14 protein-coding genes are annotated in these 16,706 nt (G+C 61.0%); 8 read left to right on the top strand and 6 right to left on the bottom strand.

What is annotated here, in order from left to right; translation table 11 throughout:
- Positions 1-396 precede the first annotated feature (396 nt).
- Both AWR36_RS02865 and AWR36_RS02860 read right to left on the bottom strand, forming a co-directional pair.
- Positions 397-624 carry a SlyX family protein gene (locus tag AWR36_RS02865; RefSeq protein ID WP_067080607.1) on the bottom strand — a complete coding sequence of 76 codons (228 nt, stop codon included), beginning with the start codon at positions 622-624 and terminating at the stop codon, positions 397-399.
- Positions 625-1,770 (bottom strand): serine hydrolase domain-containing protein, encoded by a 1,146-nt coding sequence (locus AWR36_RS02860; RefSeq protein ID WP_067081855.1) that lies wholly within the window; start codon positions 1,768-1,770, stop codon positions 625-627.
- Between the two features lie 97 nt (positions 1,771-1,867).
- Here AWR36_RS02860 and AWR36_RS02855 point away from each other — a divergent pair, with 97 nt between their 5' ends.
- Entirely contained in the window at positions 1,868-2,332 is a 465-nt protein-coding gene (locus AWR36_RS02855) for a PaaI family thioesterase (RefSeq protein WP_067080604.1), read from the top strand.
- A 46-nt stretch (positions 2,333-2,378) separates the two neighbouring features.
- On the opposite strand, the gene AWR36_RS02850 is transcribed toward AWR36_RS02855, so the two are convergent.
- Positions 2,379-3,230: an ion transporter gene (locus tag AWR36_RS02850; protein ID WP_067080601.1), complete on the bottom strand. Its 852-nt coding sequence runs from the start codon at positions 3,228-3,230 to the stop codon at positions 2,379-2,381.
- A gap of 168 nt (positions 3,231-3,398) precedes the next feature.
- Here AWR36_RS02850 and yciH point away from each other — a divergent pair, with 168 nt between their 5' ends.
- Positions 3,399-3,728: a stress response translation initiation inhibitor YciH gene (yciH, locus tag AWR36_RS02845; protein ID WP_067080597.1), complete on the top strand. Its 330-nt coding sequence runs from the start codon at positions 3,399-3,401 to the stop codon at positions 3,726-3,728.
- Position 3,729: 1 nt separating this feature from the next.
- On the opposite strand, the gene AWR36_RS02840 is transcribed toward yciH, so the two are convergent.
- Together AWR36_RS02840 and AWR36_RS02835 are read right to left on the bottom strand one after the other, a co-directional pair.
- Positions 3,730-6,246 carry a M48 family metalloprotease gene (locus AWR36_RS02840; RefSeq protein ID WP_067080592.1) on the bottom strand — a complete coding sequence of 839 codons (2,517 nt, stop codon included), beginning with the start codon at positions 6,244-6,246 and terminating at the stop codon, positions 3,730-3,732.
- Positions 6,247-6,496: 250 nt separating this feature from the next.
- Positions 6,497-7,198 (bottom strand): TetR/AcrR family transcriptional regulator, encoded by a 702-nt coding sequence (locus AWR36_RS02835; protein WP_231745221.1) that lies wholly within the window; start codon positions 7,196-7,198, stop codon positions 6,497-6,499.
- 147 nt (positions 7,199-7,345) lie between these two features.
- Between AWR36_RS02835 and AWR36_RS02830 the strand changes: the two genes are divergently transcribed.
- From AWR36_RS02830 to AWR36_RS02805, 6 genes are all read left to right on the top strand, one after another.
- Positions 7,346-8,239, top strand: a complete 894-nt coding sequence (locus tag AWR36_RS02830) for an SDR family oxidoreductase (protein ID WP_067080590.1) — start codon at positions 7,346-7,348, stop codon at positions 8,237-8,239.
- Positions 8,239-9,852, top strand: coding sequence for an acyl-CoA carboxylase subunit beta (locus AWR36_RS02825; RefSeq protein ID WP_067080586.1), 1,614 nt, complete (start codon positions 8,239-8,241; stop codon positions 9,850-9,852). The genes AWR36_RS02830 and AWR36_RS02825 overlap by 1 nt, the downstream gene beginning before the upstream one ends.
- A gap of 57 nt (positions 9,853-9,909) precedes the next feature.
- On the top strand, positions 9,910-11,121 hold the full coding sequence (locus AWR36_RS02820; protein WP_067080583.1) for an acyl-CoA dehydrogenase family protein: 1,212 nt from the start codon (positions 9,910-9,912) through the stop codon (positions 11,119-11,121).
- Positions 11,122-11,198: 77 nt separating this feature from the next.
- Complete coding sequence (locus AWR36_RS02815) at positions 11,199-12,002, top strand: enoyl-CoA hydratase/isomerase family protein (protein WP_067080580.1); 804 nt, start codon at positions 11,199-11,201, stop codon at positions 12,000-12,002.
- Positions 12,002-14,050, top strand: a complete 2,049-nt coding sequence (locus AWR36_RS02810; RefSeq protein ID WP_067080577.1) for an acetyl/propionyl/methylcrotonyl-CoA carboxylase subunit alpha — start codon at positions 12,002-12,004, stop codon at positions 14,048-14,050. Before AWR36_RS02815 ends, AWR36_RS02810 begins: the two co-directional genes overlap by 1 nt.
- A gap of 2 nt (positions 14,051-14,052) precedes the next feature.
- Positions 14,053-15,216 (top strand): acyl-CoA dehydrogenase family protein, encoded by a 1,164-nt coding sequence (locus tag AWR36_RS02805; RefSeq protein WP_067080573.1) that lies wholly within the window; start codon positions 14,053-14,055, stop codon positions 15,214-15,216.
- 11 nt (positions 15,217-15,227) lie between these two features.
- On the opposite strand, the gene AWR36_RS02800 is transcribed toward AWR36_RS02805, so the two are convergent.
- A complete protein-coding gene (locus tag AWR36_RS02800) occupies positions 15,228-16,703 on the bottom strand; it encodes an alanine/glycine:cation symporter family protein (protein WP_082679348.1) in 1,476 nt (491 codons plus the stop codon).
- Positions 16,704-16,706 lie beyond the last annotated feature (3 nt).

Below are 16,706 nucleotides of genomic sequence, written 5' to 3'. Positions count from 1 at the left end.
TGGCTCCCGGGCCGCCCGGCTTCTTCCACAACTTCTGTGGATAACTTTGTGCATGAACCGGGAAAAGGTCGCGCCAAGCGGCGATATTCCTTGCTCCCAGCATTTTGCACATTTTTTAGGCGTGATCATTTTATCCTTACGAAACAATAACTTAGAGAGTTTTTGGGACGCGACGTACCAATTGCGGGGAAATCCCGGCGGCCCCGACAAAAGGGGGTAACTCATGTGGAAAAGATTTTGTCAACTCTTGACTTGGAAGCGTTATTAAAAATTTTTAGAAGAGTTTGCACTTAAGCGGTGAACCTCAATAACCCCACAATATTAGGGTACGAGGGTACAAGGTCGGTGGCAATCCGGAGCGCCTGACAATCGGAACAGTGTGCTCTCCCCTGCCCCTCAATAATGGGGGGGCTTCTCCTGGCCGGACTTTTGTCCGCCCTGCACTTCGAAGGACAAGTCCTGGTATTTGTCGCCCAGGTCCTTTAGCCGTTCCAACAGCCAGCGGATACTGGCGTCTTGCCGCGCGATCACGTCGTTCAGCTGGGCGAGCGTATCCTCCTGGAAGGCCAGACGGGTTTCGAGTTCTTCCACCCGCCGACTGAGTTCCTCGGTTTCTGAGTGCATCTATAACATCCCGTACAGTTGTTCCAGCAGACTGACAGCGCGCCGATCCATAAACAGGCTCTGCCCCAGCCTCGTAGTGACATAACCAAAGCCAAGCTCCCGCTCCGGGTCAGCGAAGCCCACGCTACCACCGGCACCCGGATGGCCGAAGCCTTGCGGACCTCCGAAGCGCAGGTCCGCGGCGGCACCGCTGCGGATGAATCCGCAACCGAAGCTAACCTCCGCCTGGAGCACTGCATCGTGACCCGCACTCTGCTCGCTGCCCGCCTCCCGAATAAGCTCCCCGGGCAAAATCGTGGCGTCGTCGCGCGCCAGCTCACCATAGATGACGGCAAGGTCCAGGGCGCTGAAATGTCCATTGGCGGCGGGGATCATAGCCTCGCGCCAGTCCCGGCTGTTGGTTCCCATCACCAGGCTGACCGGATTGGAGAATGCCATGGCAACCGCACTGGTCCGATCCGCCTTGATTGCCCGGCCAATCGCGTTCTCCCGCAACTCCGGCAAAGGCTTCTTTAGCGGAGCGACATCGGCAACCTGCGCGGAACGGTGCCCGACCGCACCGAAGCCCCCGTGCAATTCCAGCGGATCGGCCAGCCCCTCTCGGTAGAGCTCCACCAGCGGCGTAGATGTGGCGCGCTCCAGCAGACCACCGACACTCCAGCCATACAGGAAGGGTGCATAGCCCTGGCGGCTGTCCGGGGTCCACCAGGGCTCGCTGGCTGCCACCTGGGCACAGGCGGCGTCCCAGTCATAAATCAGTGAATCGGCTACTTTGTCCTGGAATGCCACCACTCCGGAGCGGTGACTGAGGAGCTGGCGCAGGGTCACCTGCTCTTTACCCCTCGCCGCGAATTCCGGCCAGTACTCCATAACCGGGCGATCCAGCTCCAGCTTTCCCGCCGCAACCTGCTGCAGTGCCAGCAGGGCGAGCACCCCTTTGGAGGAAGAAAAAACGTTGGCAATGGTGTCCTCGGTAAATTCCGCCTCCCCCTTCCGGTCGGCACTACCGGCCCACAGAGAGATGATCGTCTCGCCGTGCTGCTGCACCGCCAGCCCTGCGCCGGTGTCACCGCGCTCGCGAAAATTGTCGGCAAAAGTCCGGAAAAGGGACTCAAAACCGGGGGCACAATAACCAGAGACTTCCATCAATTCGATCCACCGCAAAAATGAGGCGCAAGGTTAGTTTCTTCCCTACGCCAGCGCAAATGGTTAGCATCACGCCTCAATTATAAGGAGACAGTGCATGACCGAACGCGAAGCCATTCAGGACCAGATTCCGGAGAACCACTGTTACGGATGCGGACCGGAGAACGAGCGCGGACTACAGATCAAGAGCTACTGGAATGGGGAAAACGAAACCGTCTGCGAGTTCACCCCGTCGCCACACCACTGTGCAGGGCCGACCCAATACCTGAATGGTGGCATCATCGCCACGGTGATGGACTGCCACACCGTCTGTACCGCGATTGCCGACGGCTACCGCCAGGCCGGTCGCGCGACGGGAAGCGGCGACAAGATCTGGTACGCCACTGGCAAGCTGGACGTTCAATACCGGGCCCCCGCCCTGATCGACGAGCCAGCCCGGCTCACCGCGACAATCCTTGAGCGCACGGACCGCAAGACGGTTCTCACCTGCGAATTGAAAAGCGGGGGCCGGGTCTGTGCTACTGCCGATGTGATTGCCGTTCGCGTCCCGGACAACTGGTAACCTTCACAGAGAGATCGCGGGGCGAATGCAGACCCACTGCCCCGCTTCAGCCTCCCCGGCTCCATTCCTCCTCATCGAGATCCTCGAGCTCCGCCAGTTTGTAACCACAGAACTTGCAGTACTCGGCATCGGCATCATGTCCTGCCCGGCTGCAATTATCACAACGAGCTGCGCTGCGCTCGCGGCCGAGCTCAGAGGCCAATTCTGCCGTCACGATACCAGTGGGAACAGCGATGATGGAGTAACCAATCAGCATGGTGAGCGATGCGATTGCCTGCCCCAAAGGCGTGATCGGGGAGATATCCCCGTACCCGACCGTGGTCACCGTCACAATCGACCAGTAAATGCTCTTCGGGATACTGGTAAAGCCATTACCGGGCCCCTCGACCACGAACATCAGGGCACCAAAGAGGGTAGCGATCACCAGCATGCCCGAATAGAACACCAGGATCTTGCGTCGCGACTGCCACAGCGCGCGCATCAAGAGGTTGGCATCACGGAGGTAGCGCACCAGCTTCAGGACCCGGAAGATACGCAATACCCGCAACAGGCGAATCACCAGCAGGTAGCCGGCACCGGCAAACACCAGGGCCAGGTAGCTTGGCAGAATCGCCAGCAGATCCACAATCCCGTAGAAACTGGAAATGTAGCGCCGACGGTCCACCGCACAGTAGATGCGAGCGATGTACTCGATGGTAAAGAGACCCGTGAAAACCCACTCGAGGATAAACAGCTCTGTGCCGTATCGGGCTTCTATATCCTTGACCGATACCAGCAGAACCAGTGCGACACTGATCAGGATCGCCCAGATCAGTAAAACATCGAAGTTCTTGCCGGCCGGTGTGTCGGTACCGAAGATGACTTCATTGAGCCATTTGCGCTTGCCGGTTAATGCCATAGTCCCTCCTGGAAAGGTGCACTATAGCGCCCCGTCCGACCCGCTGCCAGAATCGCGGCCCTTTGGTCATACCCGCACAGGTGCCGCTCGACAGGTACCGGACCCAGGCCTTAATATCCGCGGCAATTCACCAGACAGCCAGCAATCCAGAGAAACCTGAGAGTCCCGATGACCAGAGACAGAGACAACCGACTCGTCTATTCCACCGATCGCGGCCGTATCAAGGAACAGCCACAGCAGGAGCGCGTCCACAAGAGTGATGGGGTGGTGCGAATCCAACGGGAAACCAAAGGCCGCAAAGGGAAAGGGGTAACCTGCGTCCGCGGACTGCCGGGAACCGACACCGAGCTGAAGCAGCTCCTCGCCGAACTGAAAAAGCGCTGCGGCTGTGGCGGCGCCCTCAAAGAGGGCGTGATTGAAATTCAGGGTGACAAGCGTACCGAGATACAGGCGCTGCTGGAGAACAAGGGCTTCAAGGTCAAACTGGCCGGCGGCTGATTTACGCCGGCACAGCGACCAACCGCAACGGCCGGACCTTATTGCTGCGCTCGATCTGCAGGCACGGGGCCAGCACCTTGGCAAGCACAACGCGGTACTCCTCGACAACTTCGGCAGAAACCGCCTTCAGCTGAGCCTGCAGCTGTCGCAAGACCTCTTCCCGCCCCTGCCGGTCGTCCGGGAGGGCCCCATTGGCAACCTGCCCAAACCGCTTGCTCAGGCGTTCGTACCAATCGCCCCTGGACAATCGAGGGCACTGGGCAAGTGCCGACTGCAGGCCCTGCAACTCGCCCCGCGCCAGCTCCACCAGGCGCTCGATGGCCGGGCGCGCCTCCCGCTTGTCGATAACGCGCTCAAGGGCGAAATTGAGTACTTTGACATGGGAATCGATCGCCTCCAGGCGTTGGCCCAGAGACTCAAATTCCCGCAGCAGTTCAAGCTTCGCACTGACATCACCGGCCTCCGCCGCTGGCAGCTGTTCACGGGCACGCTCGAGACGCAGCGCAAAAACGCTGTGAATAGCTCTGATCTGCGACTCCAGATCACCGCGCCGGGCCCGGTTGTCCCGCATGCTCTCTTCCGCGGCGGTGACGGTAACACCGGAGAGCAGGTAGTCCGGTGCATTCACCGTCAACTGTGCTTTCACCAGCGTTCTTCCCAGTTGCATCAGGGCACCCCGGTTTTCAAGCTCCGCCAACCGGCTCTGGAATTCGCGCAGCTCCACCAGTTTGCCGCGCAGCCAGTCAATCGTTGCCTGCAGGTCCATCGCCGCGAGCTCATCACTCTGTGGCAGTTCCAGTGGGAGCAGTCGCGGCGGAGTAACCCGATTGAAGTACTCCTGCAGAACCTTCTTCGCCTCCTCGGCTTCCTGGCTTGCCGCGAGGATTTGCAGGTGGTCAACCGGCTCCGCCCCCAGGTCCTCACCATCGCTCACCTCTGTGCTGAGCGCGGGAAAATCCTGGAAGAGTTTCTGTGGGGCAAAACTGCCGCACAGCAGGGCGTCTACACCCTCGGCTTCCGCTTCCCCAATGCGGTCGATATCCGCCGGGGCAGAGGCATCCCAGGGGTCGGAAGCGTGGGTCATGGCCAGTTCCAGATTACCCCGGGTCTCGGCATCGAGGTGCTCCATAAGCCACACCACGGCGGCCGGGAAGTCTGCCAGTCGCTGATTTGCGACTGCCGCCTCAGAGTTGGCCTCTGCCGCGATCAGTGCCGAATGGTCCAGCTGTTGCCACTTCTCGGCGAAGCCAGCAAATGCATCGCTGCCAATTATCGCCGCCATCCAGCGATCCGCGCGGCGCTGCAAAAGCCGGGCACCGCCACCCCCCAGCCGCTGGTGCAGTGCCAGCAACCGGTCTACAAGCGATGCCAGCGGTCTGCCCGCATAACCCAGGAGCCGGTCGAGCTGCGCCACTGCCGGGCCCGGCTCCCCCTGAACGGCCAGCACACGTCCTTCCTCAAATGCGCGCTGTAGCCCCAGCAACCGGTGTGCGCTGCCAAATACCAGCCAGGAAACCAGGCCCCAGGTGCGCCCGGCAAAGGGGCCAAGAGCCCGCGAAACAAGGGCAAGAAATTCAGCGCCGTTGCAGGCTTTTACGGCGGAGAGCCCAACGCTCAGGGAAACCTGTTGCCGCCACACCTCGCCCAGGTTCGCTGAGGCCAGCACGGAGGCATCCCGGCTTGCCTCTACTCGAACGACGGCCGGCAGACCGGTGCGGGTCGACAGGGCCTCCAGCATCAGGAAGAGTTGTGGGGCTTCGTCCCGCTTCAGCGGTCGCGAGTCAGGCGCTGGAGAATCGGAAGCTGCAGGTTTCACACGGAAATATGGCACCACGGTGAATACGGAAACGACAGCGATCAGGAGCAGGCTTGTCAGAGCTCCAGTGACGCCAGCGCCCGCAGACCCGATTCCAATCACAGAGGTGGAAGCAGCCCACAGCGCTTCAACGGCAGAAACCAGAAGGAAAAGGGCCAGCAAGAGGAAAAGCCCGGGCACCACTGCAGCACCCAGGACACCCGGCATAACCCCCAGCCAGTCCGACACGGACTGGCGCGGTCCGCCACTCCCGGCGAAAAGGGCGTTCAGGCTCTCCAGCGCCTGCCGCTCACGCTCGCTGCGCCCTGTGGCGGGAGCCGAAGCCGAGGGTTTTTCCGCGGGATTGGCGCCCCCCGCAGACCCTGCGGGCCCGGACGGGGTCGTCGCGGTCTTCCCCTCTCCCTTGCGCCGCGCGCGACGCTGGCTGGCGGCATTGAGGCGCGCCACCAGAGCGCGATTGTCGAATTTGCCCGCCGGGCAAACGGCGATTTTCAGCCCGATCTTGTGCAGGCGTGTCTGGTACTCCACCACACTGGAGCGGCTCAGTCGGTCCTTGATCACCCACCCTTTCAGTAACAGCCTCTGCGCCTGTGGAGATGGAACTTTGAACAGGCGGGCAGCCGCATCGATGACCTCCTCTGCCGGTTTACCGCGCAGAGTTTTACCGGTGGAAACGATCTGGAACAGTTCCTGACCAGCCATGAATGACTCCAGTGCCCCCCGGCAGCAGTGGCGCCGGCGGCAGAATTGAAAACATATTCAGAAAAGAAGATCGGAGCCTAAAAGATCTCTTCCACAGGAAGTGGGGACTGGTTCTCAACTGGCAATGCAGCCACGTCTATCCCAATATTTTTGAGATGCGATTCACACTCGAGCCAGTGAAGACAGGAGGGCCTTGCCAGTCCGATTGACGACAAGGGGAGCCCACAAGGCACCTTTATGCGATCGCCAGTCAGGCCGGGGCGAAGACCGCCAGTATACGATCGCTCAACTTCTCGAGGGATAGCGCCCTACCCTCCGGCTTGAACCAGTTGTGGGTGTGAGCGATCGCCCCCTGGATCAGGCGGCGACTCAGGGCCGGATCATCCAGCGGACCATCCAGGGCGGCAAAGACCTTTCTCCAGATCTCCTCATAGCTGTCGCGCAAACGAAGAACGCGTGCCTGACTCTCGCTGGAGAGGCTGCGCCATTCCAGTACGAGGATCGAAAAACCCGGTACCGCCTCACCGTGAATAGCCTCGAGTTCACAGCGAATGCAGGCCCGCAGCTGCTCTCTGGGCGTGTCGGAAGCGGCCACCGCTGCCGCCATCAGTGCGCGGGCATGCAGGGTGACTTCTTCCATTGCACAGCGCAGGATCTCCTCCTTGCTGGAAAAGTGGTGAAAGATACTGCCCGAGAGGATGCCTACCCCGGCCGCGATATCGCGCACGGTTGTTCGTGCAAACCCCTTCTGCTCGAACAGCCCGGCCGCGCAGGTCAGCAGGCGCGCGCGGGTCGAATCCGGTTCAGAGAGCAAGCCTTCGGCGACCAACTCCGCGAGCAGATCACTGACCGTCGGGGCGACGGGCCGACCCCCGCCATAGTTCCCATCGGCCCGGCTTTCTGAATGCCCGGAAGCTGAATTTTCGGAAGTCGTATCGACGATCAGTGTCAATTTCCATCACCCCGCTTTTCTGGCGCCAAATGCCACCGCTTGCGCTACTCATTATTGCGAACCAAGCACGTGCTTGGTAGCTTCTGGGATTGTCCGCCCAGATGGGCGACCTTGCAAGTGCGGCAGTCGATAAGAAGGAGAACGAACATGCCTTACCAGAGCCAGCTGCACCCGGACAGCTTCCGTGGGCAGACGATCATCGTGACTGGAGGCGGCAGCGGTATCGGGCGATGTATCGCTCACGAGGTGACCGGCTTGGGCGGGCACGCGGTGCTCATTGGCCGCACCGAGGAAAAGCTCTCCGCCGTTGCCGATGAGATCCAGTCGGATGGCGGCGCCTGCAGCTATCACTGCCTCGATATCCGCGACGAGGATGCCGTTGTCGCCACCATTAAAGCGGTGGTCGAGCAACAAGGTGCAATCCACGGCCTGGTCAATAATGCCGGCGGCCAGTTTCCGGCACTGCTTGCACAGATCAACAAGAAAGGCTTTGAGGCCGTGGTACGCAGTAACCTGGTGGGCGGCTTCCTGATGGCCAGGGAAGTCTACAACCAGAGCATGTCCCAGCACGGCGGCAGCATCGTAAATATTACTGCCGACAACTCCGGCGGCATGCCCATGATGGGCCACTCCGGGGCAGCCCGCGCCGGCATGGAGAACCTGACACAGACCGCCGCGGTTGAGTGGGCCTCGAGCAGTGTTCGAGTAAACGCCGTCGCCCCCGGCTACATTCTTTCCAGCGGCTTTGACACTTACGACCCGGACTTTCTGCGACAGCTGCTCCCGGGCTTTCGTGAAACCATTCCCCTCGACCGGCTCGGCGAGGAGGCGGAGGTCAGCGCCAGCGTCTGTTTCCTGCTTTCCGATGCCGCGCGCTATATCACCGGGCAGGTATTGCGTATTGATGGTGGCGGCAGCCTCAAGCATCACTCGCCGCTCTGGCGGCCCTCCTCGGCTAAGAATCGCCAGGCCTTCAACGGCTTTCACCGCAGTCGCCGACCGAAAGTGGTCGAAGAGCTCGAAGCAGAGGGCAAGCTCTGATGCAACCCTTCGAATCCTCGATTGCCACCGGTTCAGGGGAGTTCGCGAGTAACCGGGAGGCAATGCTGGCAGCCATCGAGAAATTCCGTCGCGTCGAGCAACTGCCGATCGAGGCGGCACAGGCCCGGTCGGAACGGTATCACGAGCGCGGCTGGCTGCTACCGCGGGAAAGGCTCAACCGCCTGCTGGATCCGGGAGCACCCTTTGTAGAACTCTGCCCCCTGGCCGGTTACAAGCTCTTCGATGACACCGATGGCAGCGGCGCCGGTGGTGGCGCCATCTGCGGTATTGGCTTCGTCAGCGGCCGTCGCTGTGTGGTTCGGGTGGACAATTATGCGGTCAAGGGAGGCACTATCTCCCCGGCCGGGATGGACAAAGCCCTGAGGATGCAGCAAGTAGCACTGGAAAACCGGCTGCCGGTAGTGACCCTGGCCCAGAGTGGTGGCGCCAACCTGATTTACGCAACAGACACCTTTGCGCCAGGCGGACGGGGCTTTGCCAATCAGGCGCGAATGTCCGCTGCGGGCATCCCTCAGGTCACCGTGGTACACGGTGGTGCTACCGCCGGTGGCGCATACCAACCCGGTCTGTCCGATTATGTGGTGATGGTCCGCGGCCAGACCGGGATGTACCTGGCTGGCCCTCCCCTGCTCAAAGCGGCCACCGGTGAAGTCGCCGACGCAGAGAGCCTGGGCGGTGCCGAGATGCATTGTCGTGAAGCGGGAAGCGGTGACTATCTTGCCGAAGACGATGCCGACGGCATCCGACTCGCGCGAGAGATTGTGGCCACGCTTCCACAGCCACAGCCCGGGCCACCGGACTCCGGTCTAACCTGGCAGGAGCCCCGCTACCCGATCGAGGAAATACTAGGGATCGTGCCTGCCGACAGCCGCAAGCCCTACGATGTGCGAGAGCTGCTTGCACGGATTGCCGACAGCTCCGCCCTGCTTGATTTCAAACCGGAATTCGATACCCAGACAGTCTGTGCCCATATTCGTATCGAGGGCCACACCCTTGGCGTTATCGGTAATAACGGCCCCATTACTCCAAAAGGTGCCAACAAGGCCGCACAGTTTATTCAGCTGTGCGACCAGAGCGGCACGCCACTGCTGTTCCTCCACAACACCACCGGGTTCATGGTGGGCACCGCCGTGGAGCAACAGGGGATTATCAAGCATGGCTCCAAAATGATTCAGGCGGTCGCCAATGCGCGCGTACCGAAAATCAGTATCGTCGTGGGTGGTTCCTATGGTGCAGGCAACTATGCCATGTGCGGCCGGGGTTTCGATCCCCGCTTTATCTTTGCCTGGCCCAATGCCCGCACCGCGGTAATGGGTGCGGCCCAGGCGGGCAAGGTGATGCGCATCGTCAGTGAACAGAAAATGCAGCGTAGTGGCACAGTGGACGATGCGGCCCTGGACAAACTCGAGGCGGACACCGCGGCCTTTCTCGACGCCGGCTCCGATGCCGTCTCCTGCAGTGCCCGCCTCTGGGACGATGGCATTATCGATCCCCGTGACACGCGGCGCCTGCTGGGCTTCCTGCTGGAAACCTGCCGCGAAGCCAGCGCGACAAGTAGCGCCACCAGTACCTTTGGCGTCGCGCGTTTTTAACATCGGGGCGCCAGCGCGGCGCTCTCTCAAATGACTACATGGCCTCAGGGAGGAACCATGATCCTGACCGACGAACACCGGGAACTGCAGCGCACAGTGCGCAACTTTGTCCAACAGGAAATAAACCCGTGCGTGGAAGAATGGGAGAAGGCCGGCGCATTTCCCGTACATGAACTTTTCCGGGAGCTGGGCAAACTCGGCCTGCTGGGTATCAGCAAGCCCGAGGCCTGGGGCGGGCTCGGTCTCGACTTCAGCTATGAAGCGGTCTTCCTCGAGGAGCTGGGCGCCGCACACTGCGGGGGTGTACCGCTATCGATCGCCGTGCAGACATCCATGGCGACACCGGCGCTGGCGAATTTTGCCAGCGATGAACTGAAAGCGGAATTCCTGTCGCCGGCGATCAGTGGCGAAATGGTGGGCTCCATTGCCGTATCAGAGCCCGCTGCCGGCTCGGATGTTGCCGCCATAAAGACCCACGCCCGCAGCGACGGCGACGACTATATCGTCAATGGCGAGAAGATGTGGATTACCAACGCTCCGGCGGCGGACTTCTTCTGCACACTCGCCAATACCAGTGACGGCAAGCCACACCAGAACAAGTCCCTGCTGTTGATCCCCGCCGATAGCCCCGGCATCAGCGTCGGTAAGCGACTGCACAAGATGGGCATGCGCTCCTCGGAAACCGCACCGGTGGCATTTGAAGATGTCCGGGTTCCGAAGCGCAATTGCATCGGTGACGAGGGTGCGGGCTTCCTGCTGCAAATGCTGCAGTTTCAGGAAGAGCGACTGGCCGGCGCGGCGCTCACCATTCGCGGCCTGGAAAACTGTATCACCCACACCATCGACCATGTGCGGGAGCGCCGTGTTTTCGGCGCGCCATTGCTGGACAACCAGACCATTCACTACGCCCTCGCCGAAATGCAGACCGAAGTGGAATGTTTCCGCGCGCTCACCTGGCGTGCAGTGGAAGCCTATGTCGCCGGAGAGGATGTCACCACCCTCGCCTCCATGGCCAAACTCAAAGCCGGGCGCCTTTGCCGCAGCATCCCCGACCAGTGCCTGCAGTTCTGGGGCGGCATGGGCTACGTGGAGGAAACCCTGATCAACCGCGCCTATCGGGATTGCCGCCTGACGCCAATTGGAGGCGGGGCTGACGAGGTGATGCTGGGCATTATCTGCAAGTTAATGGGCATCCTCCCCAGCCGCAAACGCCCGCATGCACCGAAAAGAGAAATGGCAGAGGAAAATCCGGCGGGCAATGCCGGATAAGCCGGCCGCAGAGTCATCCTTAATCACACCGGTACGACGGCAACCAAAAAAAGACAGTCCCACAGGAAGGAGCCGGCATGAGTTCGCTGATTACAGAGCAGGGGGGATGTGCCCTCGCAGTGACCCTGAACCGCCCAGAGCAGCGCAATGCCCTCAACCGCGCCGCCATCGAACAACTTGAAGCTGCCCTGGCAGAAGCGGAAGCAAACCCACAGTTGCGTGCGCTGGTCATCCGTGGAGCCGACGGTAATTTCTGTGCGGGCGGCGACCTCTCGGACATGCTGGAGGCCCAACAGGCTTACAGCGCTGGCAACCGGCAGGCCTTCGCAGAGCTCAGCCGGCGCTTCGGCAGCCTGTTGCAGTCTCTGGAACGCAGCCGACTCGTGATCGTCTGCGCCGTTGAGGGCGTGGCCATGGGCGGAGGCGTAGGACTGGTGTGTGCCAGCGACATCACCATTGCCGCGCCGGGTTCACGCTTCTCCCTGCCGGAGACGCGGCTGGGGCTTTTACCGGCGCAAATCGGGCCGTTTCTGAATAACCGCATCGGTTCCGGCCAGACGAGGCGCCTGGCCTTGGCCGGGGAAACACTGGATGCGGCAGAGGCGCTGCACATCGGTCTGGTACACCAGCTGGCGGTCAGCGCGGAAGAGCTGGATCGCGGTATCGAAGACATCCTCGCCAGTATCCAACGCAGTGCTCCCTCCGCCCTCGCCACCACCAAGGCACTGGTACGCCGCGCGACGGGTATTTCTGACGAACAGCAGAGCGCCCTGCTCGATGCGGCGGCCGCTGAATTTTCCGCAGCGGTTTTGGGCGATGAGGGAAGAGAGGGCGCGATTGCGTTTCTGGAAAAACGTAAACCCTACTGGGCAGAAGAGTGATGCAAGCACAACGGAACCTGCCGCGGGGCCTCAAAGGTGATCGCCCCACCCTGCTGATTGCCAATCGTGGCGAGATCGCGGTGCGCATCATTCGCACGGCCCGGAGCCTCGGTTACCGCACCGTCGCCATCTACAGTGATGCCGACAGAGACAGCCCTCACGTGGCACTGGCAGACAGCGCCATTGCCATCGGTGGCCGCACTCCGGCGGAGTCGTACCTGAACGTCGAGCGGCTAATAGCGGCTGCCGGCACCAGCGGCGCTGACCTGGTGCATCCGGGGTACGGCTTCCTCTCGGAAAATGCCGAGTTCGCCCGGGCCTGTATCGAGCAGGGGCTGGTATTTGTCGGTCCCGGACCGGAGATCATCGAAACAATGGGCAACAAACGCCGGGCCAAGTCTGTGGCGGAATCCGCCGGCGTTGCCGGCATCCCCGGCTACAGTGGCAGCCAGGAAGATGACGCCCTGCTGGATGCAGCCCGGGAGATCGGCTTCCCGGTCATGGTGAAGGCCGCCGACGGCGGCGGCGGACGCGGCATGCGCCTGGCAGAGAATGCGGACAGCCTGCCCCACCAATTGCAATCGGCGCGCTCCGAAGCCCGCGCGGCATTCGGCAGTGACGAGCTCATCCTGGAAAAAGCCATCTTTTCCGGCCGGCATATTGAGGTACAGGTGTTCGCGGACACCCATGGCAATGCCGTGCACCTGGGGGAGCGGGATTGTTCCCTGCAGCGCCGGCACCAGAAAATCATCGAGGAATGCCCCTCTCCGGCGGTGGACGCCGGCCTCCGGGCGCGCCTCGGCGCCGCTGCCGTCGCCATTGTCAGAGCCTGCCAGTACGTCGGTGCCGGCACAGTGGAATTTTTGCTCGACCGCGAGGGCAACTTCTACTTTTTGGAAATGAACACCCGCCTGCAGGTGGAGCACCCCGTTACGGAAATGGTCAGCGGTTTTGACCTGGTCGCCTGGCAACTCGCCATCTGCCGCGGCGAGACGCTGCCGGCGAGTCAAAAGGAAATAGACCAGCGACTCTCGACCGGCGGCCATGCGATTGAAGCGCGACTCTATGCCGAAGATCCGGGGCAGGATTTCCTTCCCCAGAGCGGCAGGATATTGCACTGGCACCCGCCAACCGGGGAAGGTATCCGTGTCGACAGCGGCATTCGCACAGGCCAGGAAATTACCCCCTTTTACGACCCGATGCTGGGCAAACTTATCGCATGGGGGGCGAACCGCGAGCAGGCGCGACTGCGCCTCCTGGCGGCGCTGCAGAGTGCCAGCTTTGTCGGCCCGGGGAATAACTTTGCCTTCCTCCGCGATCTGGCGGAGCAATCCGTGTTTGTGAGCGGCGAGGTCACCACCGACTTTCTCGACCGCAACCCGGTGTCCGCAGCCCCGACGCCGACGCCAGAACTACTCGCAGTGGCGACGGCACTCCTGCATGACAACGGAATCCGGGAGCAGGACCGGCTAAGCCACAGAAATAATTGGCGCAGCGCCAGTGACACTACACCGCTGCCCTATCGACTCCAACTGGGCACAGAGACGTATGATGGCCTGCTCTGGCCTGAGCAAACAGGTGGTTACCGCATCGTACTCGAGGGCAGGCAGGTGTCTGTCACTGTCAACAGGGAGGAACCCGAAGAGCAGCTACAACGATCCAGTGTAACGGTGGGCGGCAGTCACCGCTTCTACCGCTACCTGATTGAGCAGCAAAGTCTGTACCTGCTCGACAACGGCAGGCAGTGGATTATTTCTGATATCACCCGGGCCCCCAGCAAGAGCACCAGCACAGCCAGCTCCGGTCGGATACTTGCCCCCATGGATGGCTGCGTGACAGAAGTGCATGTCAAACCCGGAGCCAGGGTTTCCCGCGGGGAGACACTCGCGGTGATGGAGGCCATGAAAATGGAGCACCCGCTGAAGGCCGCCTGTGAGGGCACGGTGCTGCATCTCGCCACCAGCCCCGGTGACCAGGTGCGCGGCGGGCAGCTGCTGGTGGAAATTGACTCCACTGCTGCAGTCACCGATCTGACGCCGGAGGCATAGTCTTGTTCGATATCGACAGCACCCGCCCCGCCAGTCCGTTTTTCACGGCAGAACACAATGAGTGGCGGACTCAACTACGCCGCTTCGTATCCCGCGAGATTCTGCCCCATGTCGCGGACTGGGATGAAGCCGGAGAGTTGCCCGCCGAGCTGTGGCCGAAGGCCGCCGGGGTGGGTCTCCTGCAGCTGGGCCACCCGGAGGAATATGGCGGAATTCCCGCAGATATCTTTCACGTGCTCGTCGCCGCAGAAGAGCTGGCACGTTGCGGTGCCGGAGGTGTTTACGCCAGCCTGATGGTTCATGGCATCGCCCTGCCCCCGCTCGTCCACTACGGGTCACCACAACTCAAAGCGGCTGTCATTCCGCCGGTACTCCGTGGAGAAAAACACATCTCACTGGCCGTGACCGAGCCCGGCGGTGGTTCTGACGTGGCAAACCTGCGCTGTTCGGCACGAAGGGATGGAGACACGTTTATTGTCAGCGGAGAGAAGACCTTTATCACCGGTGGCATGCGCGCCGACTGGTTCACCACGGCCGTGCGCACCGGTGGTGATGGCTTTGGGGGAATTTCTTTACTGTTGATCCCCGCAGACGCACAGGGCGTGCGCCGCCACCAGCTGGACAAAAAACAGGGCTGGTGGTGCTCCGATACGGCCAGCATTTTCTTCGATGAAGTTCAGGTACCGGCAGGCAACCTGATCGGTGGAGAGAACCAGGGCTTTCTCCCCATCGTCCATAACTTCAACCAGGAGCGCCTGGGGATTGCGGCATCCTGTATCGAATACAGCCGTGTCTGCCTGCAGGAAGCGATTGAGTGGGCACAGGAGAGAGAAACCTTCGGTAAACGGCTCGCCAACCACCAGGTCATCCGGCACAAATTTGCGCAAATGCTGCAGCGTATCAATACGACCCAGGCCTATCTGGACCTGTGCGCCTGGGCCGAACAGCAAAACTGCCTGAAGGTCACCGATGTCGCCCTGCTGAAAGTCCAGGCAACGGAAACACTGGAGTACTGTGCCCGGGAAGCGATGCAGGTGATCGGCGGCGCCAGCTATTTTCGCGGTGGGCGAACCGAAAGGATCTATCGCGAGGTCCGCGTCAATGCCATTGGCGGCGGGTCCGAGGAAATCCTGCGGGACCTAGCTTCCCGACAGATGGGGATCTAGGTGAAAAACTGCTAACGATCACCATCCCACACATCGTGTTCCACACCGGGAATATTGTGTTTTCGCGCATCAAACACAGGCTCTCTGACACCCTCAGAGCGCTGCGACTCATAATCTGCCATCACCCGAAATGCCACCCCCGATAACAGCAGGATTGCCAGCAGGTTGGCCGCAGCCATGAAACCCATGGACATATCGGCCATGTTCCAGAGCAAGGCGAAATTATCGGAACTGCCACTGTAGGCAACCCAGGCTCCGAAAAGGATAAATAGGATATAAAGTGCCCGGTAGCAGAAGATCGAGGTACGGGTATGCCACAGGTAGAAGATGTTGGTTTCGGCGTAGTAGTAATTCGCAATGATCGACGTAAAAGCAAAGAAGATCAGTGCGAATGCCACGAAACTTCCACCCCAGGAGCCCACTTCACTGGCCAGCGCATCCTGGGTCAGGGTAACCCCCTCCATACTGCCCACCATATGCACATCAGCCAGAAGAATGATCGAAGCCGTCGCGGTGCAGATCAGCAGGGTATCCAGGAACACCGATGCCATTTGCACATAGCCCTGGACCACGGGGTGTTTCACATCTGCCGCAGCGCCTACATTTGGCGACGACCCCATGCCGGCCTCATTGGAGAACAGTCCCCGCTTGATACCGTTGGCGATCACCGCGCCGAGTGCGCCTGCTCCGGCTTCTTGCAGGCCGAAGGCAGACCTCACGATGTCCGCAAACACTCCCGGCAGTTCGCCCACATTCATCACGATCACAGCAATGGCAATGGCGAGATAAGCCAGCGCCATAAATGGGACCACGATGCTGGCAAAGCGGCCAATGCTGTGAATACCGCCAAATACAATGACACCGGCGAGCAGCGCAACACACAGCCCAACCAGCAGCGGATTCACGCCCCACGCGCCGTTGACAGCCGCCGCCATCGCATTGGCCTGCACCGCATTGAAGAAGAAGCCGAAGCTCAAGATCAGGAAAATCGAGAAAAGCACTGAGAGCCACTTCCAGCGCCTGCCAAGGCCTTTCTCAATGTAATACGCCGGCCCACCGCGGAAAGTGCCATGTTCCTCACCGCGCTCCTTGAAGGTCTGCGCGAGGGTGTTTTCGATAAAACTGGTGGCCATGCCCAACAGGCCAACCATCCACATCCAGAAAACCGCACCGGGGCCTCCGGCGGTGATCGCGACGGCGACACCGGCGATATTGCCGGTCCCAACCCGCGCGGCAGCACTGGTAGCGAAGGCTTCGAACGAGGAGACAGAGCCGGCATGTTCGTGATGGAAACTGTGGCGCATCACCGACAGCATGTGCCCGAAGTGGCGGAACTGGATAAAGCGGCTATGCCAGGTGAAATAGATACCGGTAGGCAACAACCCGGCGACCAGAATCCCCAGCCACCAGATCCCCCCGATACCACCCCAGGTAATCGCATTGCCCCAGCCGACTAGGCCTGACAGGCCATCGAGAAAGGCTTGCATGCA

The organism is Microbulbifer flavimaris (genome assembly GCF_001641755.2).
Taxonomy (GTDB): domain Bacteria; phylum Pseudomonadota; class Gammaproteobacteria; order Pseudomonadales; family Cellvibrionaceae; genus Microbulbifer; species Microbulbifer flavimaris.
Note: the sequence above shows the minus strand (reverse complement) of the source record. Positions and strands in the feature narration are given on the sequence as shown.